We start from the raw sequence: 12,127 nt of genomic DNA, 5'->3' as shown, positions 1-12,127 counted from the left end.
CATTCCCGATCTGACCGACCATTCCCGACTTGACCGACCTGAGCGACCTGACCGACCTGACCGATCACCGACAGGAGAGAACGACCATGGACGACACCGCCCGCTACCAGGTGCTGCGCAACGACGAGGACCAGTACTCGCTGTGGCCCGCCGACCTCGAGGTGCCCGAGGGCTGGCACGCCGTCGGCAAGGAGGGCACCAAGGACGAGTGCTCCGCGTACGTCGACGAGGTGTGGACCGACATGCGGCCGCGCAGCCTGCGCGAACGCATGGACAACGCGGCCTCCTGACCCGGGCCTCGTGACGCGGCGCGGCCGGCGCGTGATGGCGCCGGCCGCACCGGGGCCCATCAACTTCCCCGTACGGTCACGCGGTTACCATCCTGAAGAACAGTCGGCCGCGGCGTGAGGGATCGCGCCCGGATACGGAGGAGAACACCACGTGACCGCGCAAGGGGTAGCATCCCAGACCGGAAGCGGGCCGGAGCCCCCCAACACCCCCCTCAACCAGGGGCGACCGCACAGCGCCCGGATGTACGACTACTTCCTGGGCGGCAAGGACAACTACGTCGCCGACCGTGAGGCCGCGGCCAAGGTGCTCACCCTGTGGCCGGGTGTCATGATCGCCGCGCGGACCAACCGGGCCTGGATGCACCGCGCGATCCGGTTCCTCGCCGACGAGCGGGGCATCCGCCAGTTCCTCGACATCGGCACCGGCATTCCCACCCGGCCGAATCTGCACGAGGTCGCCCAGGGGATCGCCCCGGAGTCCCGCGTCGTCTACGTGGACAACGACCCCATCGTCCTCGCCCACGCCCAGGCCCTGCTCAAGAGCCGCCCCGAGGGCCGTACCGCCTATGTGCACGGGGACATCACCGAGCCCGAGGCCATCCTCGCCTCGCCCGACCTCACCGAGGTGCTGGACCTGTCCCAGCCGGTCGCGCTGAGCCTGGTCTCGCTCCTGCACTTCGTCCCCGACGAGTGGGGCCCGTACGACCTGGTCCAGCGGCTGGTCGACGCGCTCGCCCCCGGCTCCTTCCTGGTACTGAGCCACATCACCCCGGACTTCGACCCCGAGGCCACCCAGAAGACCGTGCAGGTCTACCACAGCGGCGGCATCCAGGGGAAAATCCGCACCAGGGACGAGGTGGAGCGCTTCTTCACCGGTCTGGAGCTGGTCGAACCGGGCCTGGAGGTGCCGCACCGCTGGCGGGCCGACCTGGCCGAAAGGGACTCCCATGTGGAGACCGGCGATGTGACCGACGCGGAGGTGTCCTTCTGGGCGGGCGTCGCGCACAAGTCCTGACGCGGGGCCTCCCGGACGGGGTTCAGGGACGCGGTCCGACGGTCGTGGTGCCGTCGCGGATGGTGATCGCCAGCGCGGGACAGGAGTCCGCCGCGTCCAGCACCCGCTCCTCCTCCGGGACCTCCTCGCGTCGAGGCCTGGCGTGGTCCTCGTCGAGGGCGAACAGGTCGGGGGCGATACCGGCGCACATCCCGGACGCCATGCACCGGCCGCCGTCGACCTCCGCCTTCCAGGTCATCCGGCTCACCACCCGATGGGCATGACACGGGGCCCGCGGACCAGCATCTGGCCCTTCCACTCCACATCCCCGGTCAGCCGCAGCTCCGGGAAGCGGGCGAGCAGCGCGCCGAGCGCCTCCTGGAGCTCCAGCCGGGCCAGGGACGCGCCCAGGCAGTGGTGCACACCATGGCCGAAGCCCAGGTGCTGGGTGGCGGGGCGGGCCACGTTCAGGGTGCCCGGCTCGTCGAAGCGCAGCGCGTCGCGGTTGGCCGAGCCGACGGCGACGAGCACGGGCTCCCCGGCGCGCACCAGGGTGCCGCCCACCTCGACGTCCTCGGTGGCGTAGCGGGGGAAGGACGCGGCCATGCCCAGCGGGACGAAGCGCAGCAGTTCCTCGACGGCGCCGTGCAGCAGTGCGGGCTCCTCGCGCAGCCGGCGCAGTTCGTCCGGGTGGTCCAGGAGCGTCAGCACGAAGTTGGGGATCTGGGTGGCCGTGGTCTCGTGCCCGGCCACCAGGATGCCCACGCACAGATCGACGAGTTCGAGCTCGGACAGCCGGTCGCCCGCGTCCCTCGCCTCGATCAGCGACGTCATGATGTCGTCCCGCGGGCGGATGCGATGGTCCTCGATCAGCCCGGCCATATAGGCGCGCAGCTCATCGCGGTTGCGGTCGAACTCCTCGGCGCTCAGGGAGCTGGTGGACAGCGCGGCGTCGCTCCAGGTGCGGAACTTGGGCCGGTCCTCCTCCGGGACGCCGAGCATGGCGCAGATGACCCCGACCGGAATGGGCAGCGCGTAGCTGTCCACGAGATCGGCGGGTGGTCCCGCGGCCTCGAGCTCGTCGAGCAGGTTCTGGGTCAACTGCCGGACCCACGGGCGGAGTTTCTCCACCCGGTGGACGGTGAACGCCTTGGCGACGAGGGTGCGCAGCCGGGTGTGGTCGGGCGGGTCCATGCTCAGGATGCCGCTGTCGCGCCGCCCCTCGGACTGCCGTGGCACGTCGTGGTCGAGCGCCGCGGCCCGGCTGAAGCGCCGGTCCCCGAGCACCAGCCGGGCGTCGGCGTACCGCGTGGCCAGCCAGGCGGGCTCACCGTAGGGCATGCGCACCCGGAGTAATCCGGTGTGGTTCCTGGCCTGGTCGTACGCCTCGCTGAGCGCGAGCCCCTCGGCGGAGTTGAAGGGATAGGCGATGGGCGTGGTCTCCGCTGTGGTCACCGTGACCTCCCTTGCGTAAGCACGTGCTTACAAAGCTAGGAGGCGGCGGCTGGTACGGTCAACGGCCCCTTTGCGCCGTTGATCTGACGGGCCGGAGGGAATCGCCGGAGGCAGACGAGAGGGGTGTCGTGATGGGGACGACCGTGTCCGAGGGGCAGCGCCGGGACGCGCGGAACACACGCCGGCGGCTGCTGGAGGCCGCTGCGGCGCTGTTCGCCGAGCGGGGCTATGAACGGGCGACGGTCCGGGACATCGCCGATCGCGCGGGGGTCAACCAGGCGCTGCTGTTCCGCTATTTCGGCTCGAAGAGAGCGCTGTTCGGCGAGGTGATCGCGCACAATGGGGAGGAGCAACTGCGCACCACCCCACCCCATGAGCTGCTGGAGGCCGCCCTGCGCGGGCTGCTGGGCCACGGCGGCAGGGAGCCGGGCAGCCGTGCGCTGGCCACACTGCTGCGCTCGGTGGGCAGCGGCGACGAGATCGGTACGGCGGTGCGCGCCATCAGCGACGACTACGCGCGGGTGCTGGCCTCCCTGTCCAGCGCCGACAACCACGGACTGCGGGCGGATCTGGCCCTGTCCTGGCTGCTCGGCATAGGGATGATGCGGGTGCTGGTGGGCAAGGAGCCGCTGGCGAACGCGGACCCGGACGAGGTGTGCGCGCTGGTCACGTCCGCGCTCGGCACCCTCCTGGACGGCCTTCCGGCGGCGGACGGCAGGCGGTAGGCGGCCATGCCGGAGGAGGGCCGGGCCGCAAGAGGGCCGGGCCGCAAGAGGGCCGGGCCGCAAGAGGTCAGGCGCTACTCGCGGAACTCCCCGCGGGGCGTGGTGACGACGCGACGGGCCCGGGCCGGGGTGACCACCTCGCGGAAGGCCGGGTCGGTGAGCAGCACGACCGGGGCGATGCGGTGCGGGGAGTCGCAGTGCCAGTGCGGCAGGGCGGCCTCGATCACGGCCCAGGACTGATCGGTGGCGCCCCGGTCGGCCAGCGCCCTGGCCAGGTCCAGGGCCTGCTGGAAGGTGCGGGACTCGGGCAGGGCGGGCGGGACGAAGGCGGCGGCCCTGGCCATCCAGGCGGCGGTGTCGTCGCCCTCGGTGGCGGCGCCGCTCGCGGCCACACCGCCCGCGCCCACGACACCGTCCACGCCGTCGGGGAGCCGCGGCAGGATGTCACCGAGGGCCGAGAGATAGCCCCCGGGGGCGCCGGTCCACTCCTCGGCCGCGCAGCGCAGATAGAGCGGGGCGGCCTCGGCCCGTAACTGCTCCATGCCGATCGCCTCGAGGACGCGCGGGTCCCCGAGGATGCCGGTGCGTATCCAGTGGTGGGCGGCGCTGATGTCGAGGAACGCCCCCAGGAGGATGCCCAGATACGCTCCGGCGCCCGAGCCCTTGACCGCGGCCTGTTCGAAGGTGGCCATCGCCTTGCGCACCTCGCCCCGCAGGGCCTGCGCCCTGCCCTCGGCCACCAGATCCTCGGCGGTCCCGGGACGCCCCACGCGCACTTCATGGGCCGCCTGGCCCTCGAAACCGGTGCGCTCCTCGGCCACCAGCTCGGCGAACGAGGCGTGCCGGTCCCCCAGGGCCGGATACCAGCTCGCCCAGATGTACGCGGCCCACTCCCCGTCCTCGGACACATCGGCGGGGTCCAGCAGCCAGTGCTGGGCGTCCCCCTCCTCGGAGACCAGCAGCGCCCGGTCCATGAACGCGGTGTCGTCCCAGTCCTCGCCCTCGCCGCCCCGGATGACGCTCCAGGTCTCGGGGTCGGCCTCGCGCAGCCAGCCGACGGTCTTGGCCGGGCGCATCCGCCACATGAACGGGCTGATGTTCAGCCAGCCGTCGGAAGCGCCCAGGAAGGCGCGGTAGCTCGGCGGGAGCCGGGTGCCGAGCCGCTCCTCCAGGGCGAGGACGCTCTCCTCGTCCGCGCCCTCGAATCCGAGCCATCCGGCGGCCCGTTGCCCGTCGTCGACCTCGCTCAGCTCCTCCTCGTCGGCCACCCGCAGGATGGTCGCGCTGTACTCGGCCAGATAGGACCGCCACTGCTCGACGGTCCGCGGCGGCGCCGTCATGGACCCCGGCTCCGGGTCGGCCGACACCGACGTGCCGCGGTATCCGGTGGGCGCCTCGCCCGCCCGCTGGTAGTGGCCGATGAAACCCTTCGGCTGCGGGGCGGAGGTGAAGAGGCGGACCTGGGAGAGCTGGATCTGGTCCGCCCCCGCGTTCCGGGTGATCTCCAGGCGGTAGTGGCGGTAGGCCATGGCGGCGGCGAAGGTGAATCCCCGGGGCTGATGGCGGTGCGCGAAGCTCTCCTCGACCCGGGAATCCAGGTCCACCCAGTGCTCCCCGTCGTTCGAGCCCTTGAGGGTCCAGTCCTTCGGGTCGCGGCCCGGGACGTCGTTGGCCGAGGTCAGCACGTAGTGGCCGACGGCCACCGGCCGCCGCAGGGTGAACTCCAGCCAGGCGCGGCCGCCATGGCCCAGCCACTTGTGCCACGAGTCGTGCAGCAGGTTCTCCGCGACCTCGCCCACCTCGGCGAACTCGCTGTGCGCCCGGACCTTGGTGACCAGGTCGGTCACCTCGGCCTCCGGACCGGGCTCGGCGGCGAGCAGCGCCACCGTGCCCGAGTGGCCCGACGGATCGCCCCAGATGACCCGCTCGACGGGCGGCCCTCCGTCCTCGATCAGCAGGCGCAGCTCCTGACGGTGCCCCGGACCCCCGGACCCACAGCCCTCCACCGTACGGAAGCGGTGCATCACCTCCTCCAGCGCACTGTCCCGCAGCGGTGAGCGGCCCTCCAGCACCCCCCGGTACTCGGTGAGCGTGCCGTCGGCGGCCCGGCGGTGTCCGTAGAACTCCGTCATCGCCGGCTGGAAGCCGATCGACGCCTCCGCGCCGTCCTGCCCGCGCCAGGCGAGCCGGACCGGCAGCGAGCCCTCGCCCCGGTCGAGGTGGACCAGCAGCCGTGGGGCGGGCCGCCATTCGGCGGAGCCCGGGGCGCGCCACTCGGTGCGGTAGGCGCAGACCGCCGCCTCGGCGGGGCGCTCCTCAGTCATGAGGTGCATCGGGGCGCAGATGCGGGACGGCTCGACGCCGATCCGGTACAGCCAGAGCAGCCCGCGCGCCTCGGCGCAGCCCCGGACGCACAGCGTGTTCGGGCCCGCCACCAGCGCCTCACCGGGGACCGCGAAGGCCACCTCCCGGGGGCGGGCGCCACCGGGCACGGTGAACCGCGAGATCACCGCATGCCCGTTGACGGTGATGTCGATGGGCGCCGATCCCAGGGACTCCCCCAGCGGTGAGACCCGCGCGACCAGGGTCAGCGTCAGCTGCTCCGGCAGTTCCCCGCCGTCCAGCGCGAAGTCGAGCTCGACACGTCCACCCGCGCCGATCGCGAGACGGTCCCGGTCGGGATGGCACCGTATGTACCGGGCCGTGCCATTGCCGAATCGAGGCGGATCGATGGTGAAATCCGCAAAAGTCGCTCGCACGCTGTGCTCCTGGTAGGGCGTCCGGTCCATTGACATGCCGTCGGGGCATGGGTGCGGGTGGTCTCACAACACCCGGATGCCGCCGATGCTAGGGCGGCCGCCCGGCACCGTCCGTGATCCGCGACGATCACTAGGGGGATGCGGGTCGGCCGCTCCCTCCCCCGCGCAGCACGGCCCCGAGGACGGCGGGGCGCATCAGCGCGGTGGGCGCGGCGACCATCGACATCACCTCGTGCAGGGCCTTGCAGACCCCCGGGTCGACGGTGGCACGCCGGATGACCCGGTCCAGATAGCGGTGCTGGGCGCGCACCCCCAATCCGGCGGGGCCGCCGGTGGTGGTGGGGAAGCGCACGTCCTCGCTGGAGGACAGCAGCCACGCGGTGTCCGTGGCGGCCGCGATGCCCTTACGGGCGGTGTGCGCCGTACGGTGGCCGATGCCGCCGTGGCGCTCGGCGGCGGCCCGCAGGGCGCGGGCGCCGAGCGCGGACACGGTGATGCCCTGGCCGTAGACCGGGTTGAAGGTGCACACGGCGTCGCCGATGACGACGAGACCCCGCGGCGCGCGGCGCTCGTAGTGCCGCCGCACACCGGGGCCGGGCCAGAAGCCGCGGACCGCACCGGCGGGCTCGGCCGCGGCCAGCAGCTCGTGCAGGCTGGGGTCCCGCAGCAGACGCAGCTGCCGGTCGAAACCGGCCGCACCCGGCTCGGCCTGCGCTCCCCGCATACTGCCGACGCTGGTGATCCACCGGCCGTCCTCCACGGGCAGCACCACGCCGAGCCTTGGCGCGTCGGGCGCCTTGGTCTGCAGATAGAGCGCGTCGAAGCCCGGATCCGCCCCGGCCGGGCGGTGGTACATCCGGCTGGCGTACGACACCCCCGCGTCGACATGCTCCTCGGGGGTGGGCGGGCAGCCCAGCCCGGCCAGCCAGGACGGGACCGAGGAGGTGCGCCCGGAGGCGTCGACCACCATCTCCGCGCGCAGCTCGCGGACCGGGGCGCGGGCGTCGCCCCGCGTCCGGACCTGGACGCCCGTCAGCTCGCCCGGGGTGCCGAGGAGTCCGACGACGTCGGTGTTCTCCAGCCAGCGCACCGAGGGCTCGGCGCGCACCCGGCGCAGCACCGTATGGTCGAGCAGCGGTCTGGTGCAGGAGAGGAACGCGACCTCGCTCTCGTACTTCGCGAGCCACCCGGCCGCGCTGAGCCAGCGCACGCCCGACATCGGCACCCGCACCGCGCCGGCGGCCAGCAACTCCTCGCGCGCGCCGGGCATCAGCTCCTCCAGCGCCCGATGCCCGGCCTCGAGCAGCAGATGCGCGTGGCGCGCCTGCGGAACGCCCGAGCGGAACGCCGGCCCCTCGGGATAGCGGTCGCGCTCGACTATGACAATGCGCTCGGCATATCCCCGCAGCGCCCATGCGGCCAGCAGCCCGGCGAGACCTCCGCCGATCACTACCGCGGTCCCTCGCTCCGTACCTTCCCCCGGTACCCCCATACTACGGAGCGTAGTGCAGAACCATCCGAGCGTCACCACCCCCAAGGGTGGTAAATACAACCGCTCCGACGGCTCAGGCGCCTTCGGCGGCCTCCGTGATGAAGGTGTCGAGGACTCCGTCGGCGATGCGCACCGGGCCCTCGGGCCGGGTCTCGCCCGGGATGGTACGGATCTCCCCGGCCCGCCGCGCGTCGGCCGCCGCCTCGGCGAACCACCGCGTGGCCTGGGCGTCATGGCCGTCGAGACGGGCGCCCAGCGCGTCCAGGGTGCGCTCGAAGGCGCGCCCCCACAGCGACAGCGCGTCCAGCCAGGGCGCGCAGTCCGCCACGAATCCCCGGTCCGCGGCACCGGCCCTGATGCGCTCGGGGGCGGCGGCGAGCAGCCGGGCGTACGGGCCCAGCTCCCGCAGGGCCGCTCGTTCGCGCCCCGCGTCCCAGGCGGCGTGGAACCGGTCGAGCCGGGCGGCGAGTTCGGGGGCCTGCGGCTGCCAGGGTTCGGCGCCGAAGGTGGGTGCGAGGTGCTGGGTGTCGAAGAAGGCCAGCAGCGAGCGAACGGTCGCGGCCGTACGGCCCGGGTGCGCGCCGAGGCCGTCCCCGGCGAGGTGGCGGGCGGCCGCCTCCCAGGCGCGGGTGGCGTCGTAGCCGGTGTCGTTCCAGGCGAAGTCCGCTCCGCCGAAGAGGGCGACCTTGCTGGCGGCGGCCTGGTTCATCGGGTTGAGGACCAGGCCGGAGAGCTGCCGGTGCAGTCCGGGCTCACGGGCGTCGTAGGGCGCGAGCAGCAGCCGTCCCTCGGCCTGGCCGTAGTCGTTGACCGGGTAGTTGTCCCAGACGAAGACCTTGCGCCCCCATACGGTGGCGGCCCGCTCCGCGTCGGCCACGGTGATCCGCGGCGGCACCACATCGGTTCCGGTCCACATCACCTCGACCCGCGAGTCCAGCCGCTCGCGCAGGACGCGCTTGTACGGGGTGTCGGTGACGTCCCCGTACTCGGTGGGCACCATCTGGAGCGGCCTGGTGTCCGCCCGCTCGTCCAGGAAGGTCTTCTGCACCGTGTTGAGCAGGTCGGACTGGGCCTTGGCGGCGGTCTCCGACGAGGGGTCTCCGTAGGCGGCGCGGTCGGATTCGCAGTTCCAGCGGGTGTAGCTGATGTCGTCCAGCGGCATGGAGAAGCTGCGCACCCCGAGGTCGTGGACCGCGTCCAGCTTGGCCTCCAGGGCGGCGAGGTCGGTGGGGTCGCTGTAGCAGATGGAGTTGCCCGGGGAGACGGCGAACGTGAACCGCACATGGTGGTCGGTGGCCTGCCGGACGAGCTCGCCCAGCTCGGCGAGTTTGGCGGCCGGATACGGCTCGCGCCACTTCTCGCGGTGGTACGGGTCGTCCTTGGGCGCGTAGATGTAGGTGTTCATCTTGACGTCCCCGTAGAACGCCAGCTGGTCCATGCGCTCGGCGTGGGTCCAGGGGCTGCCGTAGAACCCCTCGATCACCCCGCGCAGCGGCATCAGCGGATGGTCGGTGACCGAGACGGACGCGATCGTGCGGTGTCCGGACACGAGCTGACGCAGCGTCTGCGCCGCGTAGTACGTCCCGTCCGAGTCGGCGCCCGCGAGCGCCACCGAGCCGTGTCCGGCGGCGAGTGCGTAGCCCTCGGCGGGCAGCGGGCCGGGCACCCGGCCCCCGGCGGCCCGGAGTGCCCGCGCGACCCGGGGATCGGCGATCCGGCCGACGGCCACGGTCAGCTTCGGCCCGGGGCCGTCCTGGATCCGCGAGGCCCCCGCTCGGCGCAGCACGGCGGCGACGAGATCGCGGGTCGGACGGTCCACACCGTCCGATATGACGAGGCGGACGCGGGAGGGGACGTGGACGTCCGCTCCGATGCGGGACATCTCCTGCGGGCGCGGGGTGACGACCGGCAGCGGCCCGGGGGCGGCGGCGGCCGCGGTGGTGACCGCGCCGGTGGGCAGCAGCAGGGCGAGGAGGGTGAACAACACCGTGACGGGTGCCAGGGTTCTGAAGCGACTGCGCATGGGACATCTCCTCCGTGGCGTTCGAGGGCGGGGCCTTCGGGGGCGGTGCCTTCGGGGGCGGTGCGGTGATGCGGAGGTAGCGTGCGGTGTGCGGAGCGAGCCCGCGGCGGGCCCGGCGTATCCCTACCCAGCGATGGGTACGGATGATCGGCGCGGCGGCGGGGCCACCGGCGAAACCGAGGCGCCGTCACCCCTTGAGCAACGCGTCGACCACCCGGCCGAAGAGCAGGCGGCCGGACCAGACCGTCGGCGGGTCGAACAGGCGGGGCAGGCCCCGGATCCGGGCCTCCTCGCGCCACACCACCTCGGATCCGCCGTCCCGGGGACGCACCTCGATCTCGGCCCATCCGAGTACCACCGAACCGCGCTTCTCCAGCCTGCAGCCGCCGGGAGCGTCCCCGGTGGGCGGGTCCCAGCGCACGACCTCCATGGGGTCGTCGAATCCGGCACGGCCGACGCCCGTGCGCACCACGACCACGGTGCCCACCCGGGTCGGCCCCGCCGGGCGGACGGTGACGCCGCTCAGCGGCACATGAGCGCCGTGGCGCGGCCAGTCGGTGAGCCGTCGCCAGGTCTCCTCGACGGACAGCGGGGAGCACCGCTCGATACGGAAGGGGGCCACAGCGGGATCGTAGGCGAACGACGGCCGGGGAGGCGGTCGTGGCGGCTGAGGCCATTGACAGCTCGGATCCGCCTGTTACCTTCCACAGAAAGAGAGAGATCCTACCTTTCTGGCCCGGCACGGACAGAAGTCGCCCCATCAATGGGATTTCCGCAGCTCAATCAGGTTCAGACCTACCAACACATCGGATCTCCACGGCTCCACAGGAGAAGGAGAACGAGAGATGAAGAGACTCGCCGCAGGCGCGGCGCTCGCCCTCGCCGCCGTCTTCGGGTTATCGCAAGTGCCCCAGGCCGCCGCCGTCCCCGCACAGGACACGGCCACCTCCGCGGCACCGGTGTTCAGCGTGATGGACTACGGCGCGAAGGCCGACGGTTCGTCCAATGACTCCGCCGCCATCGAGAAGGCCATCACGGCGGCCAACGGCGCCGGGGGCGGAATCGTCCGCTTCCCGTCCGGACAGTACAAGTCCAAGAACACCGTCCACCTCAAGAGCGAGGTGACCCTCCAGCTGGACTCCGGGGCCACGATCCTCGGGTCGAGCGCGGACACCTATGACAAGCCCGAGTCCAATCCGAACGACGACTACCAGGACTACGGCCACAGCCACTTCCACAACGCGATGTTCTACGGCGACAAGCTCACCAACATCGGGTTCACCGGTTCGGGAACCATCGACGGCGCGGGCAACCTCATCACCGGCACCCCCGACTCCGGCGAGGCGGACAAGATCATTTCATTGACCCGCTGCGACGGGCTGACCCTCGACGGGATCACCCTGCGGCGCGGTGGCCACTTCGCGGCCCTCATCAACGGCTGCGCGAACGTGACCTCGGACCACCTCACCATCGACACGGCGAGCGACCGTGACGGCTGGAACATCATCAGCACCACCAATGTGACCATCACCCATGCCGACATCGCCGCCAACGACGACGCGCTCGCCTTCAAGAGCGACTACGCCCTGGGCGCCAAGCTGTCCAACGGCCATGTGCGGGTGACCGATTCACATCTCTCCGCGAAGTGCTGCAACGCCCTGATGTTCGGCTCCGAGACCTGTGGTGACTTCTCCGACTACGACTTCCAGGGCATCACCATCACCGGTGCGGACAAGTCCGGGCTCGGCATGGTTTCGATGGACGGCGCCAACATCTCCGATGTGCACTACCGCGACATCACCATGACCAATGTGCACTCCCCCATCATGCAGAAGATCGGGACGAGAAAACGGTGTGGTGGAAATCCGGGAGTCGGTCACATCAGCGACATCACCTACGACAACATCACCGGGACCGGGAACAGCCCGTCCTTCAGCCCGACGCTGTGGGGCGAGTCCGGTGGCAATCACATCAGCGGTGTGACCTTCGACCATGTGAATCTCACCGTCCCCGGCGGCAACGGCACCATGTCCACCGGTGTTCCCGGCAATGACGCCGACGACTACAACCCGAAGAGCATCGGCACCCGTCCCGCCTTCGGCTGGTATCTGCACAACGCGGATCACATCACCTTCAACGACAGCTCGGTGCGGTTCGCCAAGGACGACGGCCGTCCGGCGGTCATCGCCAACTCCGGGAGCGCGCTGCGGTTCAACCACTTCACCGCACAGCGCGGCGGCGACAGCCCGGCTGACGTCATCGTCCAGAACGTGTCCGGCTACTGCCTCGCCGACAGCGCCAACACCTCCGGCGGGGCGCTGCGGGTGAGCACCAGCGGATCCAGCGAGAACTGCGCCTCGTGACCCACGACGGCTGACCACACCCCGCC

10 protein-coding genes are annotated in these 12,127 nt (G+C 71.8%); 4 read left to right on the top strand and 6 right to left on the bottom strand.

From position 1 onward, the window contains the following. The first annotated feature begins 29 nt into the window (after positions 1-29). Positions 30-290 (top strand): MbtH family protein, encoded by a 261-nt coding sequence (locus LIV37_RS47235; protein ID WP_020874178.1) that lies wholly within the window; start codon positions 30-32, stop codon positions 288-290. A 151-nt stretch (positions 291-441) separates the two neighbouring features. Then, a complete protein-coding gene (locus tag LIV37_RS47230) occupies positions 442-1,305 on the top strand; it encodes an SAM-dependent methyltransferase (protein ID WP_121826541.1) in 864 nt (287 codons plus the stop codon). A gap of 22 nt (positions 1,306-1,327) precedes the next feature. On the opposite strand, the gene LIV37_RS47225 is transcribed toward LIV37_RS47230, so the two are convergent. After that, positions 1,328-1,543 carry a ferredoxin gene (locus tag LIV37_RS47225; protein WP_020874176.1) on the bottom strand — a complete coding sequence of 72 codons (216 nt, stop codon included), beginning with the start codon at positions 1,541-1,543 and terminating at the stop codon, positions 1,328-1,330. Between the two features lie 5 nt (positions 1,544-1,548). Continuing rightward, a complete protein-coding gene (locus LIV37_RS47220) occupies positions 1,549-2,739 on the bottom strand; it encodes a cytochrome P450 (RefSeq protein ID WP_020874175.1) in 1,191 nt (396 codons plus the stop codon). A gap of 131 nt (positions 2,740-2,870) precedes the next feature. On the opposite strand from LIV37_RS47220, the gene LIV37_RS47215 reads away from it, so the two are divergent. Beyond that, positions 2,871-3,464 (top strand): TetR/AcrR family transcriptional regulator, encoded by a 594-nt coding sequence (locus LIV37_RS47215; RefSeq protein WP_020874174.1) that lies wholly within the window; start codon positions 2,871-2,873, stop codon positions 3,462-3,464. Between the two features lie 74 nt (positions 3,465-3,538). On the opposite strand, the gene LIV37_RS47210 is transcribed toward LIV37_RS47215, so the two are convergent. The 4 genes from LIV37_RS47210 to LIV37_RS47195 form a co-directional block, all read right to left on the bottom strand. Then, the gene (locus LIV37_RS47210; RefSeq protein WP_020874173.1) at positions 3,539-6,223 is read right to left on the bottom strand and encodes an SMI1/KNR4 family protein; all 2,685 of its coding nucleotides are present in this window, start codon (positions 6,221-6,223) and stop codon (positions 3,539-3,541) included. A 130-nt stretch (positions 6,224-6,353) separates the two neighbouring features. Beyond that, positions 6,354-7,673, bottom strand: a complete 1,320-nt coding sequence (locus LIV37_RS47205; RefSeq protein ID WP_020874172.1) for an NAD(P)/FAD-dependent oxidoreductase — start codon at positions 7,671-7,673, stop codon at positions 6,354-6,356. A gap of 115 nt (positions 7,674-7,788) precedes the next feature. Next, a complete protein-coding gene (locus tag LIV37_RS47200; protein WP_020874171.1) occupies positions 7,789-9,738 on the bottom strand; it encodes a glycoside hydrolase family 84 protein in 1,950 nt (649 codons plus the stop codon). A 187-nt stretch (positions 9,739-9,925) separates the two neighbouring features. Further along, a complete protein-coding gene (locus LIV37_RS47195) occupies positions 9,926-10,360 on the bottom strand; it encodes an SRPBCC family protein (protein ID WP_020874170.1) in 435 nt (144 codons plus the stop codon). Positions 10,361-10,583: 223 nt separating this feature from the next. On the opposite strand from LIV37_RS47195, the gene LIV37_RS47190 reads away from it, so the two are divergent. After that, a complete protein-coding gene (locus LIV37_RS47190; RefSeq protein ID WP_020874169.1) occupies positions 10,584-12,101 on the top strand; it encodes a glycoside hydrolase family 28 protein in 1,518 nt (505 codons plus the stop codon). Positions 12,102-12,127 lie beyond the last annotated feature (26 nt).

Source organism: Streptomyces rapamycinicus NRRL 5491 (assembly GCF_024298965.1).
Taxonomy (GTDB): Bacteria; Actinomycetota; Actinomycetes; order Streptomycetales; family Streptomycetaceae; genus Streptomyces; species Streptomyces rapamycinicus.
This window is presented reverse-complemented; position numbering and strand designations above follow the sequence as displayed.

What these genes read in the sequence shown, in the direction of transcription:
- LIV37_RS47190 (WP_020874169.1), top strand. Translation starts at nt 10,584, where the DNA reads ATGAAGAGACTCGCCGCAGGCGCGGCGCTCGCCCTCGCCGCCGTCTTC.
- LIV37_RS47225 (WP_020874176.1), bottom strand. Translation starts at nt 1,543, where the DNA reads ATGACCTGGAAGGCGGAGGTCGACGGCGGCCGGTGCATGGCGTCCGGG.
- LIV37_RS47215 (WP_020874174.1), top strand. Translation starts at nt 2,871, where the DNA reads ATGGGGACGACCGTGTCCGAGGGGCAGCGCCGGGACGCGCGGAACACA.
- LIV37_RS47200 (WP_020874171.1), bottom strand. Translation starts at nt 9,738, where the DNA reads ATGCGCAGTCGCTTCAGAACCCTGGCACCCGTCACGGTGTTGTTCACC.